The 13,698-nt window shown below is 50.7% G+C and carries 13 protein-coding genes; 7 read left to right on the top strand and 6 right to left on the bottom strand.

What is annotated here, in order from left to right; genetic code table 11:
• Positions 1-236: 236 nt before the first annotated feature.
• Positions 237-2,285 (bottom strand): ATP-binding protein, encoded by a 2,049-nt coding sequence (locus RIC19_RS09065; RefSeq protein ID WP_350177986.1) that lies wholly within the window; start codon positions 2,283-2,285, stop codon positions 237-239.
• 55 nt (positions 2,286-2,340) lie between these two features.
• On the opposite strand from RIC19_RS09065, the gene hemF reads away from it, so the two are divergent.
• Entirely contained in the window at positions 2,341-3,249 is a 909-nt protein-coding gene (gene hemF, locus RIC19_RS09060) for an oxygen-dependent coproporphyrinogen oxidase (RefSeq protein ID WP_350177985.1), read from the top strand.
• On the opposite strand, the gene RIC19_RS09055 is transcribed toward hemF, so the two are convergent.
• Positions 3,235-3,735, bottom strand: a complete 501-nt coding sequence (locus tag RIC19_RS09055; protein WP_350177984.1) for a hypothetical protein — start codon at positions 3,733-3,735, stop codon at positions 3,235-3,237. The genes hemF and RIC19_RS09055 overlap by 15 nt on opposite strands.
• 18 nt (positions 3,736-3,753) lie before the next feature.
• On the opposite strand from RIC19_RS09055, the gene RIC19_RS09050 reads away from it, so the two are divergent.
• The 3 genes from RIC19_RS09050 to RIC19_RS09040 all read left to right on the top strand — a co-directional run bounded on the left by RIC19_RS09050 (position 3,754) and on the right by RIC19_RS09040 (position 6,808).
• Positions 3,754-4,761 (top strand): LuxE/PaaK family acyltransferase, encoded by a 1,008-nt coding sequence (locus tag RIC19_RS09050; RefSeq protein ID WP_350177983.1) that lies wholly within the window; start codon positions 3,754-3,756, stop codon positions 4,759-4,761.
• Positions 4,762-4,797: 36 nt separating this feature from the next.
• Positions 4,798-5,859 (top strand): saccharopine dehydrogenase family protein, encoded by a 1,062-nt coding sequence (locus RIC19_RS09045; RefSeq protein ID WP_350177982.1) that lies wholly within the window; start codon positions 4,798-4,800, stop codon positions 5,857-5,859.
• Between the two features lie 415 nt (positions 5,860-6,274).
• The gene (locus tag RIC19_RS09040; RefSeq protein WP_350177981.1) at positions 6,275-6,808 is read left to right on the top strand and encodes a dihydrofolate reductase family protein; all 534 of its coding nucleotides are present in this window, start codon (positions 6,275-6,277) and stop codon (positions 6,806-6,808) included.
• Here the strand turns inward: RIC19_RS09040 and moeB are convergent, their stop codons facing one another.
• The 3 genes from moeB to RIC19_RS09025 form a co-directional block, all read right to left on the bottom strand.
• Positions 6,809-7,930, bottom strand: a complete 1,122-nt coding sequence (gene moeB / locus RIC19_RS09035; protein WP_350177980.1) for a molybdopterin-synthase adenylyltransferase MoeB — start codon at positions 7,928-7,930, stop codon at positions 6,809-6,811.
• A 147-nt stretch (positions 7,931-8,077) separates the two neighbouring features.
• A complete protein-coding gene (locus RIC19_RS09030; RefSeq protein WP_350177979.1) occupies positions 8,078-9,142 on the bottom strand; it encodes a hypothetical protein in 1,065 nt (354 codons plus the stop codon).
• Positions 9,139-10,311 (bottom strand): lactonase family protein, encoded by a 1,173-nt coding sequence (locus tag RIC19_RS09025; RefSeq protein ID WP_350177978.1) that lies wholly within the window; start codon positions 10,309-10,311, stop codon positions 9,139-9,141. Before RIC19_RS09025 ends, RIC19_RS09030 begins: the two co-directional genes overlap by 4 nt.
• A gap of 38 nt (positions 10,312-10,349) precedes the next feature.
• Here RIC19_RS09025 and RIC19_RS09020 point away from each other — a divergent pair, with 38 nt between their 5' ends.
• The 3 genes from RIC19_RS09020 to RIC19_RS09010 all read left to right on the top strand — a co-directional run bounded on the left by RIC19_RS09020 (position 10,350) and on the right by RIC19_RS09010 (position 13,203).
• Positions 10,350-11,297, top strand: a complete 948-nt coding sequence (locus RIC19_RS09020; protein WP_350177977.1) for an NAD(P)-dependent oxidoreductase — start codon at positions 10,350-10,352, stop codon at positions 11,295-11,297.
• A 75-nt stretch (positions 11,298-11,372) separates the two neighbouring features.
• Entirely contained in the window at positions 11,373-11,921 is a 549-nt protein-coding gene (locus tag RIC19_RS09015; protein WP_350177976.1) for a heme NO-binding domain-containing protein, read from the top strand.
• A gap of 139 nt (positions 11,922-12,060) precedes the next feature.
• The gene (locus RIC19_RS09010; RefSeq protein ID WP_350177975.1) at positions 12,061-13,203 is read left to right on the top strand and encodes a sensor histidine kinase; all 1,143 of its coding nucleotides are present in this window, start codon (positions 12,061-12,063) and stop codon (positions 13,201-13,203) included.
• A 9-nt stretch (positions 13,204-13,212) separates the two neighbouring features.
• On the opposite strand, the gene RIC19_RS09005 is transcribed toward RIC19_RS09010, so the two are convergent.
• The gene (locus RIC19_RS09005; protein ID WP_350177974.1) at positions 13,213-13,686 is read right to left on the bottom strand and encodes a CAP domain-containing protein; all 474 of its coding nucleotides are present in this window, start codon (positions 13,684-13,686) and stop codon (positions 13,213-13,215) included.
• Positions 13,687-13,698: the final 12 nt, after the last annotated feature.

The raw sequence follows: 13,698 nt of genomic DNA, 5'->3' as shown, positions 1-13,698 counted from the left end.
AAGGCTGTCAACCGGCGTATCAGACTGGCTGAAAACAGGTATTGTCACCGATATCAAAAGAAAAACCCTAAAAAGGCGTTCACAGTGCCTTGACAATATGTATAGGTGCGCCTGGAGCAAAGAGGTGTATTTTGTGCAACTGTTGAGTTCTGACCACTAAAATACAAAAAATCATTATGTACACCGATAAACAGGAAATCATTTCATTTTTCAAGCTGCTGCAGAAAAGATAGGGATTAGTTAGGAAACTGAATGGAAAAGATAGTGCCTCCACCAGAGCGGTCGTTTATTTCGATAGTTGCTTCAAGGCTTTGAGCCAGGCGGTCTACAATAGCCAATCCAAGTCCGGTGCCCTGATACTTCGTTCGTCCGTGGAGGCGGTAGAACATATCGATTACCTTGGGCTTAAACTCATCGGGTATGCCAATACCGTTGTCAATGACCAGTAACCGTGTGGTATTCGCTTTCAGTTCCTGCCTGACCATGACCATTGGCTCCTTGCTTTCGTTGTATTTGAGCCCATTTTCCACCAGGTTTTTCAGTATGATAAAGAAGTGTTGGGGTGTCCCTTTAATGAAGGTCAGGTTTTCGTTGTACAGCTTGGCGTTCTTTTCCTTCAGTTGGGGCTCAAGGGCTTCCCTGACCTGCGAAAAAACTTCATTGAGGTCAACAGGGACGAGTTGATCATTTTCCCGTCCGCCCCGTACCTGTGCATAAGCCAGCACATCCTGAATAAGGGCGTGCATTTGTTTGGCACTGCGTTTGATATGGTCAAAAAAGTCTACTGCATCCTGATGGCCTTCCCATAGCTCTTTTTTACGTTCAAGTAGCATGGAAAAGCTTATGATATTCCGAAGTGGCTCCTTCATGTCATGAGAGGCAATATAGGTGAACCGTTCCAGCTCCAGATTGGACCGTTTTAACTCTTTATTAGCCTGCCGGAGTTTTTCTGTCTGAAGGGCTACCTGTTCTTTCAGGCGAACATTGAAACGGCGCCTCTGCCAAAGTAGATACAAGCTGGTAGCCAGTAAAGTCAGGAGTACAAACAAAAAGAAGAAACCCAGTCGCTGTTGATTGAGTACCCGCTGTTCAGCCTGTTCTTTTTCCAGTGCAAGTATCTCATTTTCCCGGTTTTTTTGTTCGACCTCGTATTTTATCTCCAGCCGGTTCAGCTCCTGTTGCCTTTTTGTACTTGCAAGGCTGTCTTTATAAAAGAAGACAGAATCTTGTGCCGCCAGTGCTTGCTGGAAGCGCCCGGTCTCCCGAAAGTACTGCCCTAAAAGCTCGTAGTAAGCTAGCTTATCACCAAGGGAAAAAGGGTAATCTTTAGGGATTTGCTGAATTGCCTCCTGAGCTTTTTCAAATGCTTTTTCATCCAGGTATGAGGTAGCCATTCCCATCTGACCGTAAAATATCCCGAATGGGTAACTTATTTCTTCGGAAAGCGCGACAACTTTTTGGAAAGCTTCCCGGCTAAGTTCCTGGCGCCCCGCATTACGGTGGACTAAACCAATATTGATCCACCCTTGAACTTCAAAAGTGATATCCTTATTTTTTTGGCTGATGGATACGGTCTTTTCGAAGAAGAACAGTGCAGAGTCTAGTTTAGTACTGTCTCCCATAGCCAACTTGCCTTTAGTGTAGAAGACAATCTGCAAAATTCTTGAGTCCTTTGAGGCCTGAGCTTCCTGAATGGCTTGATTCATGTACTTTTCAGAAGCGGCCTCGTTTCCGCTGTGGGAGTAAAGCAAGGCTATGTTTTTTAGCGTATAAATCCGCCCAAGTGTATCTTTAGTGGTGTGGTTCAATGATTGCTGAAAGCGCCTGAGTGCCAGTTGGGTATTACCGGCATCCATATCAATCAGTGCAAGATTATTGGAGGCATTGGCAATATTTATGCTATCGTTGATCGAAAGCGCGAGATTTAGGGATTGTTCGGTTTTTTGAATGGCCTCAAGAAGGTTGCCGGAAGAAGCGGCGGCAGCCCCTTGCAGCGTCAGGGCCCGTGCGATAACTGTGGTATCTGAGTGCGTTATTCCTTCTTGTTCTGCTAACTTTGCGTAGTAAATTGCAGAGTCTAATTTGTATGAATGGTAAGCATGACTGATTTTATTGAGGAGGACGCCCCGGTTGGCTGTATCGGCTCCCCCCTTCAGCTGCATTAGCAGACTATCCAAAGGCATGCCGGACTGACCGGAAACAGGCAGCGCTATGGCCACCGCGAATACTAACCCGAACAGGCCTTGACAATGCCTTGACAATAGGTACAGGTACGCCTTGAACAAAGGATGTATTTTGTGCAATGTTTAAAATTTGAATACCAAAATACGAAAATCAATTATGGTTATTGGTAAACAGGAGATCATTTCATTTTTCAAGTCGTTGCAGGATCGTATCTGTCAGCAGCTTGAAGCAGCAGACGGCGGGGGCAAGTTTCAGGAGGATGCCTGGGAACGCCCCGGCGGTGGCGGTGGCCGCACCCGTATTCTTCAGGGAAAACGTATTGCCAAGGGGGGCGTCAACTTCTCAGCAGTACACGGGGAGATGCCGGAGCGGATCACCCGGGCATTGGGGGTGGAGCCCGGCCGCTTTCTGGCCACGGGGGTGAGCATCGTGCAGCATCCGGTCAGCCCAATAGTGCCCATCATCCACATGAATGTACGGTACTTTGAGATGGAAAACGGGCTGTACTGGTTTGGAGGAGGCATTGACCTGACTCCGCATTACATTGAAAAAACAGATGCCCGGTATTTCCACGAACAGCTAAAAGTGGTGTGTGACCGGCATCATCCTGAATTTTATCCCCGGTTCAAAAAGTGGGCGGACGACTATTTCTACCTGAAGCACCGTAAAGAAACCCGGGGCGTGGGGGGCATTTTCTTTGACCGCCTTAATGAGGAAAACGAAGGGCTGTCAAAAGAGGCTGTGTTTGCCTTTGTCAAAGAGGTGGGGGAGCTTTTTGCTCCTGCTTACAGTGAGTTGATCGCACGGAATCAGGACAAGCCTTATGGGGAACGGGAGCTGAAGTGGCAGGCGTTGCGCCGTGGCCGGTACGTAGAATTTAACCTGGTCTGGGACAAGGGCACGAAGTTTGGCCTCGATACCGATGGGCGCACAGAATCTATACTGATGAGCTTGCCGCCGGTCGCTAATTGGGAATACAGCCATCAGCCGGAAGCGGGCAGCCCGGAAGCCGCAACCCTGGGCCTGCTAAAAAAAGACATCGACTGGCTGTCAGTTACAGAGTAGTGTGACTGTTTCAGTCCGTATGATATTACTTAGGTTCCCGGCCTGATCCATAATTTGTACAGTGTAGGAAAAGGTGTCGGTGGGGAACTGCGGATTGGGTGCGCATCCCTGGCTGCTGTCCGGATACAGGCAACAGATTTGTGAAGGCTGGTTGGGGAACCGGAGCGTGATTTCACCGGAAATGCCGTTGCCCACGCCTTCTTCCGGGATAACCGGTAGTTTCCGGATTTCTTCAAAGCCAGTGCGGCTGTCAGTAAGGAAAATATCAATCGTATTGTCTGAATAACCGATATCGCCATCGCCGTCGGTAAAGGCAAAGGTAAGGATCAGCGTATCATTGGGTGTGCCCGCGCCGCCCTGGGGAAAAGTCAGGGTATTAAAACCAATGTACTCAAGCTCGGGTTCTATCGGGTAGTCTGGTGGTTGTACGCAACTGAATAGTGCGAGCCCAAGGCCAAGTAGCAATACCAATACTGTAGTTTTCATCTGAAAATTTTTTATCTGTTGAATCCTAGAAAAACCCGCATCGCCCTTAAGGAACGCATTGAGGTCGTTGATGCCGCTGGCTTTGAGCCGCTGGCGCTTGATGTATTCCGGTATCAGGCTGCGCAAAACCCACTCTATGAGCGCTACCTGAAGCTGCTTGGGCTGTTGCCGGACAATATCCGGCAGCTGTCGGATATTCCCTTCCTGCCCATCTCTCTGTTTAAAACCCATGCCATTCAGACGGGCTCCTGGGAGCCGGAAGCGGTCTTCAGCAGCAGTGGGACCACCGGTTCGGTAGCTAGTAAACACCGGTTGCGCAGCAGAGCCTTTTACCAAAAAAGCGCACGCCGAGGCTTCGAAAACTTCTACGGCAGCCTGAATGGTTATTGTGTACTGGCACTTTTGCCTTCTTATCTAGAACGCAGGGGCTCTTCCTTGGTTTTCATGGTAGAGGATTTCATCCGCCAATCCGGGCATTCAGACAGCGGGTTCTTTTTATATAACACCGATGAGCTGCTTCAGATTTTGCAAAAGTGCCAAAAAAGCCAGCAGCCGACCTTACTGATTGGGGTGAGTTTTGCGCTTTTGGACCTGGCGGAAGCCCATCCTGTTAACCTGTCCGGTATTACCATCATGGAAACCGGAGGGATGAAGGGCCGCCGCCGTGAGCTGACCCGGGAGGAACTGCATCAGCACCTCCGGCAGGCTTTTCAGGTTGGCCAGGTCCACTCCGAATATGGAATGACGGAGCTGCTGTCTCAGGCCTATTCCACTGGTAACGGGCTCTTTCAGGCTGCTCCGACGATGCAGGTGCGCACCCGGGAAATCACCGACCCCTTTGCGCAAGTAGGCATCGGGCGTACCGGTGCCCTCAATATCATCGATCTGGCCAATCTGGATACGATCAGTTTTGTCGCTACAGAAGACCTCGGGCGCGTTCAGGCGGATGGCCGTTTTGAAGTCTTGGGTCGGTTGGACGCCAGCGAGGTGCGCGGCTGCAATTTAATGGTAGCAGATTTGGAGTAGAATTCACTATCTTTCCCCTTCACCAAACCCTGACCGATGGACAAGAAATGGATGATTTACGGAGCCAATGGCTATACCGGCGAACTCATTGCCCGTCGGGCCATAGAGCAGGGTTTAACCCCCATTCTTGCTGGCCGTACCGAAGCCAAAGTGCAGCCTCTTGCTAAAGAACTTGGACTGGATTATCAGATTTTTTCACTGGATGATGCAGAAAGCATTGCCGCACAGATTGGAGACTGTACGCTGGTCCTGCATGCCGCTGGTCCTTTCATTTATACAGCCCGGCCGATGATGGAGGCCTGCCTGCGCAGCCGCACCCACTACCTGGATATCACCGGAGAAATACCCGTTTTCGAGACAGGGGCGGCTTTAGGCGAAAAAGCAGCTAAAGCGGAAATTATGATCATGCCTGGTACCGGCTTCGACGTCGTCCCCACGGATTGCATGGCGGTCTTTTTAAAGGGTCAGCTGCCGGATGCCACCCACCTTCAGCTGGCTTTCGCTTCTCAGGGCACCCGGTTTTCCAGAGGCACCGCTATGACGATGGCGGAGAACCTGGGGGAGAGCAGTGCGGTTCGCCAAAACGGTAAAATCACTAAAGTGCCCATCGGGCATAAATCCATGACTGTCGAGTTTGCTGATGATTTCAAGCGCTTTGTCATGACTATACCCTGGGGCGATGTATCCACCGCCTACTACTCATCCGGCATTCCTAATATTGAAACCTATACCGCAGTGCACCCCAGTACCTACCGCTACGTAAAACTACAGAAGTACTTCGGCTGGTTGCTCCGCCTGCCTTTTGTAAAAGCACGCGCCAAAAAGCGGGTATTAAGCGGCCCCGCTGGCCCGTCTGCAGCGCAGCGCAAGAGTGGCCGTAGCCTGGTTTGGGGCCGGGTGACGAACGATAAAGGAGAGACGCGTACCGCCCGCTCTATTATGCCGGAAGGCTACGCACTTACTGCCATCACCAGCGTGATGATTGCAGAGCGGGTGCTCAACGGCCAGGCAAAGCCAGGCTTTCAGACCCCTGCCAAAGCTTACGGCCCTGACTTGCTTCTCGAGGTGGAAGGTGCTGTTCGGGAATTAATGGATTAGCGAATGGTACATCAGGTTATTCACCTTCCCCCTGAATTAGGGTTGTACCTCAGTAGTTTGTGGATAGGAAAGGGAGAAGGGCTCGCCCTGCACCAGTCTTCAATACCGTTACTTCACCCGGAGCTCATTTTTAACTTCGGTGAAGTTTTTGATATTGAAGGACAAAGGGTGTACAATGCAGAACGGGAGGGGTACCTGGTATCTCTTAGCGACGCGTCATTTAAACCAAAACCCTGAAGCGACCCTAACCGAAGTAGGGTTCAGATCGTTTTTTTTGATCAGGCTCACTTTATCCGGACGTTTAAACAGTTTAGTGGGCATACGCCCAGTCAATTTAGGTCACAAAATTCTAAGTTGAGGTAACATTTATACAATTCAAGTCTAGCCTTCCGGCTTTTCTTTACAAGAAAAAACCATGCGAAAAATAAAACTATTCATAGCTACGAGTCTCGACGGCTACATCGCCGGGCCCGATGACGACCTGAGTTTCCTGTCCCGCTATGAAGGCGAGGACTTTGGACATGCCGAATTTTCTGCTTCCGTTGATACTTACCTCGTTGGGCGCCGAACCTACGATGTCGTGATGAAAATCGCCGGTAACTTTCCCGCAGCCGAGCAATACAAGTATTGCTATGTAGTTACCCGCCGGGACATGCCGGATCAACCCGGCATCACGTTCCATAAGGGGGATGTGGTAGAGCTGGCCCGGCAACTTAAAACTCAACCGGGAAAGGACATTTACTGTGATGGCGGTGCACAGGTCATCAAAGCTCTGATGCAGGAGCGGCTGGTAGATACGTTCACGCTTTTTGTAATGCCGATTTTTCTGGGCGAAGGCATACGTTTGTTCCCGGGCGGTATCCCGGAGACTGAAGTTACGCTTCAGTCTGTGCAGTCTTACGGCAACGGTGCGGTACGGCTACAATATCAGCTTAAAACCAACGATTAATCAATAAGTGGGAAGCGCCGGATCAATCTGCTCGGCCCAGGCTAGGATTCCACCTTCCAGATTGTACAAATTATGAAGGCCTGCTTCTTGCAGTTGCTGCACCGCACGGGCAGACCGCTGCCCACTACGACAGTGAATGACTACCGGGCGGTCTTTTGCCAATTCATCTTTTTGGCCGGCTAGTACCGATAAGGGGATCAGTTGCCCGCCGAGGTTAGCGATCTCGAATTCGTAAGGCTCACGTACATCAATCAGTTGGTGGGCTCGCCCATTTCGGCGCCATGTATCCAGCTCTTGTACCGTTAATACGGGGATGGGCTCAGAGCGTACGGGGTTACAAAACTGCTCGTAGTCTATTAGCCCTTCAATTTTCAGTTCAGGGCTTTTGGCAATGGAGATGGTACGGGAAAAGAGTGTCGCCGCATCAAACAGGTATAGCTTTCCGTCGAGAGGTTCGCCGATTTTTGCCAGCACTTTTATGGCTTCGTTGGCCTGTAGGCTACCGATAATACCGGGCAGTACACCGAGCACGCCCCCCTCAGCGCAGTTGGGTACGAGCTCGGGTGGAGGCGGAGTGGGGAACAGGTCGCGGTAATTGGGGCCACGGCTGCCATCTTCCCGGAGCAGGTTGAAGACCGAAACCTGCCCTTCGAAACGATAAATACTGCCATAGACCAACGGCTTGCTTTCCAGCACACAGGCATCATTGCTCAGGTAGCGGGTGGGGAAGTTGTCGGTGCCATCTATGACCAGGTCGGCGCCCCGGACCAGCGCCCGGGCATTTTCGCGGGTGAAGGGTTTGAGGACCGGGCTGATTGTGATGTGCGGGTTTAACGCAGTAAGATGGCGGGCAGCGGCTTCAGCTTTGGGAGTGCCCAGGTCTGCCTCGGTGAAAAGCACCTGCCGCTGCAGATTGCTTGCTTCCACAATATCAAAATCAACGACCTGCAGGTGCCCAACACCCGCAGCAGCCAGGTACAGTAAAACCGGGCTGCCCAGCCCGCCCGCACCAATAACCAGCACCCGGCTCTGCTTCAGCCGTCTTTGCCCTTCCGGCCCAAATCCAGGTATTGCCAGATGCCGGGCGTAGCGCTTGATTTCAGCCGTGTTCAGCCCTTCCATGCCCATTCAGATTTGGTGGATGTGGAAATAAATTCTGATAAAATCGGATAGAAATTTTTATTATTCAATATAAATTTTGATTTTTGACATATATAATCGGTTTTTGGGATAGCCTCTCTCCTCTGATATTCACAGGAGGGAGGTTTTTTAGTGCTTTTTTCCCAAGAGGATACTCTGCTTGAAGTCCTTTTCCAGCAGCAACTGAATGTTGGTCAGCACAACCTCGCCCATCGTACGGCATTCTTCAAAACGTGCGTTCTTATGGTGGTGCGCCAGCCCTTCTGCCAGCTCCATGATCTTATCCGTTGTCGAGATTTCGTCCCTGACCATGACATCCATCAGGGCTTTGAAGTGCTTTTGAGAAGCCTTGACCCGCCCTGCAATCAGGCTACGCTCTTCCATCTGATACTGCTTAACGGTCTCTGCCGTCATGTGTTGCATGCCGAGATAGATGATAGGGTCGTTCTCCCGAAAGTACTGCGGCAGGTAAAAGCCTTTACGCCCTTCGTAAGATTGCTGGTCAAAATCAATAGGGCGCATGCGGTACTGCGAGCCTTCTATATCAGGCGTAATGGCGATCACATAATTGTACGCACGCATATCGCCTAATAAGCGTACAAAGCACCGTTCATTAAACTTGATGAACTCTTTGGCGATACGGATTTGGTTGAAGGTGGTCTCTTCCAGATTGCGCTTCATGAAGTCGTCGCCCGGAATACCCACCACATGCTCTTCAATGAGGGTGCCCCCGTCAATGAGGTAAGTCACATGGTTGGGAGACAGCAGCCCCTCGAGCTCCAGGCCGTAAATACGGGAAGCATCTGCTTTTTTGACGTAGAAGTGGTCGTAGTTGTCGTTGAGCCGGTTGATGATGCGTACCCGGAACGGTTTGGTATTGCCAAAGGTGCAATAATCGATGCGCGCTACGGTCAGGTGGTCGAGTACTTCCACATCTCCGTCTGTCTTCAACAATGCGTAGATCAGCTTCATGGCCTGATTGACATCCTCAAAATCAGATTGGGAATAGTAGACCGTTTCCCAGAGGGTATCATGCCCGGCCTGATCATGAAGCGGGATGGAAGACTCGTAACGCAGCAAATCGTGGTATTGCATAGGGAGCACAGCCGTGCGGTTGTGCTTCCTCAGGTAAGCCAGTAAGGGGGCTTTTACACCAATCATGGCTTTCTTTTTCGAAGGAACGTTGCCTTTCATAGTTTTATAGCTTTAATACATACTGGTGTGGGGCACGGAATGACACCCGCTGTTTTCAGGAGCCCACGCTCTTCATTTCGCTCAAAGCAGATGATATTGTCCGTATTTTGATTGGCGACCAACACCTGACGGCCATCTTCTGTAATCATAAAGTTACGGGGGAAATCGCCCTGAGTAGGCTCCCAGCCCAGGCGTTCGAGCTGTCCGGTTTGGGTTTGTATACGATAGATGACCAGGCTATTGTGGCCGCGGTTGGAAGCGTAGAGGTGCCGACCATCCGGACTGACATGAATATCCGCACAGGCATTGAAGCCCGCGTAATCGTCTGGAAGCGTACTCAGTGTTTGCAGTGCAGAGAGCGCTCCGGTTGTGGTATCCATGGAAAAGACATCAACGGTGCCGTTGAGCTCATTGACGAGGTAAACCGTCGGGAGGGTGGGGTGGAAGGCCAGGTGCCGGGGCCCTGCCCCCGCCGCTACCTGAATAAATTGTTGCCCCGTGGGCTGCAATTGCCCGTCGGTGGTGAGCCGGAAGCCCATGACCCGGTCTGTCCCCTTGTCGGCGATGTAGACCCAGGGGGCTTTGGGCGCCGGGGCAATACAATGCGGATGAGAAGCTTCCTGCTCGGGGTGAGGGCCTGAACCCGTAAAGGTTTGCTGGTAAGAAGATTCGCCCAGGCTTCCATCCCCCTTTCGGGGATAAACGGCTATGGTCCCGCCCACGTAGTTAGCAGCCATCACGTATTTCCCGTCCGGGCTAAGGCTAACGTAGCAGGGCGCAAAGCCGTAAGAGGGTTGCCGGTTCAGGAAGGTCAGGGCGCCTTCCGGGCTTATTTTATAACTGTAAACATAGCCACTGCTGTCGGAGCCACCGGGCACCAGTTCGCTTACGGCGTAGAGCAGCCGGGCTGCCGTATCCATGGTGAGGTAGGAAGGGTTCTCAATACCGGTAGTGGTGTGGGCACGGGCAAAAAGGCTGTCTCTGCCTGGAGCGAGGGTGTAAATCCCGGCTGCTTTGCCATTCACGTGCCCCAGCTTTTGAGTGTAGGTGCCGATCATTAGCATGGCCGAAGAAGGGGCCTCAGTAGCGGAGGACTGATCAGACGATTCTTTCATGGTGCAAGCGTTGATTCCTAATATCAGTACGAGTAGAAAGTATACCTTTGTCATGTTTTTCGTTTGCACTCAATCTAAAGCTTTTTTTACAAATGCCGACCGGTCTGATTATCTGTTTGGACAAACCGCACCCTTATTTACCTGATCAGCTTAGCAAGGCGGGCTATGAAGTGCGTGCTGCTTATACGGAATCCTTTGAAAGCCTGCGGGAAGATTTGCAGAAGGCAATGGGGCTCATCCTGCGAAGCCGATTTACCCTGGACCGCGCTTTTCTGGAGGCTTGCCCCAATCTGCGATTCATCGCCCGCATGGGCATCGGGCTGGAGCACGTGGATGTGGCTTACGCCGAAAGTCGGGGCATTGCCGTGCTAAACTCACCGGAGGGCAGCCGGGATACCGTTGCAGAACAAACCATGGGTATGATGCTGGGGCTGCTCAACCATATCAATAAAGCGCACCAGGAAATACAGCAGGGCATTTGGGACCGCAAGAGCAATAAAAGCTTTGAGCTGCGGCATCGTACAGTTGGCATTATTGGTTATGGCAATATTGGATCGGCTGTGGCTCAGCGCCTGTCGGGTTTCGGCTGCCGGGTGATCGCTTATGATAAGTTCAAGCGCGGATTCGGAAATGATGGGGTGGAAGAAGTCAGCCTGGCTGAGTTACAAAAAGAGGCTGACATCGTTACCGTGCACATTCCCTACGATGTAGATAACCACTACTTTATTGATGAAAAGCTGCTCACGGGTTTCGCCAAGCCACACTATCTGCTCAACACTGCCCGCGGGCTAATCCTGGATACGGCAGCCCTGGTCAGGCAGTTGCAATCTGGTAAAGTGCTGGGCGCTGCGCTCGATGTACTGGAGTACGAAGAGCAGGCTTTCAATGTTCTGGAGCTGAGCACCCTGCCCGCTCCCTTTCAATATCTGCGGCAGGCTTCAAATGTAATCCTCACCCCCCATACAGCAGGGCTTTCTCATGAGGTGATGGAAGCTCATGCGAAGGTGCTGGTGGCAAAAATTGGAGAGCTGCCAATCTGATTAATCTGCCAGAGCTACACCATCGGGTAGCTGATTGTTTCGGCATTCTGATATATTTTACCTTTTTTTATGTGTATGTATGGACTGGTAAACAAGGTAATAAAGGATGCGATTTTTCAGCGTTACGGGGAAACTGCCTGGCAGGCGATTTGTAAAAGGATAAAACTGGAAGATGACATCTTCGTCAATCTAGAGCCTTACCCAGATGAGCTAACCCACCGTATGGTTGCTGAGGCAGCAAGTTACACCGGGCAATCTATACCTGATATGCTGATGGAATTTGGACGCCACTGGATAGAATACAACGCAGTACATGGATATGGTGATATGTTGAAACTCGCGGGCAAAGACCTGTATACCTTCCTGTCTAACCTGGACCATATGCATGCCGGCATGAGCCACATTTTCCCGGAGCTTCGGCCTCCTTCTTTCCGATGTGAGTGTATAAGCGACAATCAACTCAAGCTGTATTATCGAAGCGAACGACAAGGGTTAGAGGCCTTTGTCACCGGCATGCTTCAAGGGCTGGGGCAATATTTTGATACACCTTTGGAAGTAAGGCATACAGGCCCCTGTGAGAAAGAATCGATCTGTGAAGAGTTTATTATTGACATTAAAGTGTAAGAAAATGATTAGTAAAGGTTTATATCATGTCGCCGGAGAGCATCTACTTCGACGTTTTGCTATAATGAGTGGAATGGTCCCGGTGCACGGGGGGGTGGAGAAGATTTTTTAGGAGTTGTTAATCTGGTTTTGAGGTGAAATGGTCGCAAGCATAAAGTTTTTAAATCGTTTTTTCCCTTTTTTCTTTGCATTGGATGAGCACAACACTCTCGTCAATATTGGCAACAGCCTGGCTAAAGTCCTCAACTGGAATGGTGCCCCCCTGCCTATAAGTGATGTACTGCAGTTACGTTTCCCATATGAGGTGGATTTGTCTCATGAGGCGTTTTATGATTTAATTGGCGCGGTAATCATATTTGATATTAAAGATAAAAAATCTCAGCTCAAAGGGGAGTTTATCACCTTTAGAGGAGATGACCGAACTCTCATCTTTATGGGAAGTTTACTGCTGAACCCTGATGAAAATATGGATGAGCTACAGCTCAGCCTCGCAGATTTTCCTTCTAATGATAACAGTTCGAACCTTTTGTTTTCGCTAAAGGCGCAACGGGCTGCGTTGGAGGAGGTCACCGGGCTGACCCGCCAACTCAAAGAACAGCAGGCTGAAATGAGAAAAGTGAACCAGGAACTAATGCAGTATACTCATGCTGTTTCTCATGACCTGAAAACACCTCTGCGCAACATTATGAGCTTCATGCAGCTGCTCCTCAGAAGCCTTGACCCTTTGTCCGAATCTCAGGAGGAGTACGTAGATTTTATATTACAGGCTGTTCGCAGAATGGAGCAACTGATTAAAGACCTGTCTACAGATGCCAGTATCAGGGAGCGGCCTGCAATATTTCAGAATGTTGATACGCAGCGCCTGATTGAAGATGTGGAACGGGGGCTTCGCAGCGAAATTACAGCCGTCAACGGCAGGGTTATATTTTCCGAATTGCCTGTTATCAAAGGAGACTACAGCCGCTTGTATCAGCTCTTTAGTAATTTCATCCAAAATAGCCTGAAGTACCGCTCCGGTCAGGATCCAGTGATTCGGGTGGAGGCCCGGCAGGAGAAGGCCACCTGGGTGTTCAGTGTCGCCGATAATGGTATAGGTATGGATCAGGCATTTCTACCCAAAATCTTTAAACCTTTTATTCGTTTGCACAACCATGCAGATATAGAGGGGTCAGGGCTCGGATTGTCGATTTGCCATAGGATTGTGGAGCAGCACGGCGGCTCCATTCGTGTGGATAGCGAACCAGGAAAAGGAACGGTTTTTTACATTCAATTGCCCCGATAAGCAGAGGGGTTACTCCTGCCCCAGCACCTGTACCCAATAACCACCGTAAACAGCAGCGCCCATCTGCCGGAAGTCCGCTGACATCATATTTTTGCAATGAGCGGGGCTTTCCTGCCAGCCTTGTACTACCGTCACTGCATCAGGGTAATTATAGGCAATATTCTCACCGATGTTCCGCCACCGGTACCCGGCATCGCTGGCGCGCTTACTAAAGGTACTGCCATCGGACCCCTGATGGCTGAAGAAATCCCTCCGGGCCATATCTCCGGCGTGCCGCTGAGCAGCTGTTGTAAGGCGGTCGTCCCAGCTTAGTGGCGGCACGGGCGGCATTTGCGCCGACCCGCAGCGGCAGCCCCTGGCCCGCAGGTCGTTGACTGCTTTTAGCATAGGATCGGCGGAGGAAGCAGCTGGCTCGGCCGGGGTGACCAGCATAGCGCAATTCAGGAACAGGGTAGTGGTTAGTATAGACAGGATCTGCTTCATTTAATGGGAATT

Origin of the sequence: Phaeodactylibacter sp. (genome assembly GCF_040219495.1) — a bacterium.
Taxonomy (GTDB): domain Bacteria; phylum Bacteroidota; class Bacteroidia; order Chitinophagales; family Saprospiraceae; genus Phaeodactylibacter.
This window is presented reverse-complemented; position numbering and strand designations above follow the sequence as displayed.

Coding starts and splice junctions, on each gene's coding strand:
- hemF (WP_350177985.1), top strand. CDS start 2,341: ATGGTTATTGGTAAACAGGAGATCATTTCATTTTTCAAGTCGTTGCAG.
- RIC19_RS09055 (WP_350177984.1), bottom strand. CDS start 3,735: ATGAAAACTACAGTATTGGTATTGCTACTTGGCCTTGGGCTCGCACTA.
- RIC19_RS09045 (WP_350177982.1), top strand. CDS start 4,798: ATGGACAAGAAATGGATGATTTACGGAGCCAATGGCTATACCGGCGAA.
- RIC19_RS09040 (WP_350177981.1), top strand. CDS start 6,275: ATGCGAAAAATAAAACTATTCATAGCTACGAGTCTCGACGGCTACATC.
- moeB (WP_350177980.1), bottom strand. CDS start 7,930: ATGGAAGGGCTGAACACGGCTGAAATCAAGCGCTACGCCCGGCATCTG.
- RIC19_RS09030 (WP_350177979.1), bottom strand. CDS start 9,142: ATGAAAGGCAACGTTCCTTCGAAAAAGAAAGCCATGATTGGTGTAAAA.
- RIC19_RS09025 (WP_350177978.1), bottom strand. CDS start 10,311: ATGACAAAGGTATACTTTCTACTCGTACTGATATTAGGAATCAACGCT.
- RIC19_RS09020 (WP_350177977.1), top strand. CDS start 10,350: ATGCCGACCGGTCTGATTATCTGTTTGGACAAACCGCACCCTTATTTA.
- RIC19_RS09015 (WP_350177976.1), top strand. CDS start 11,373: ATGTATGGACTGGTAAACAAGGTAATAAAGGATGCGATTTTTCAGCGT.
- RIC19_RS09010 (WP_350177975.1), top strand. CDS start 12,061: ATGGTCGCAAGCATAAAGTTTTTAAATCGTTTTTTCCCTTTTTTCTTT.
- RIC19_RS09005 (WP_350177974.1), bottom strand. CDS start 13,686: ATGAAGCAGATCCTGTCTATACTAACCACTACCCTGTTCCTGAATTGC.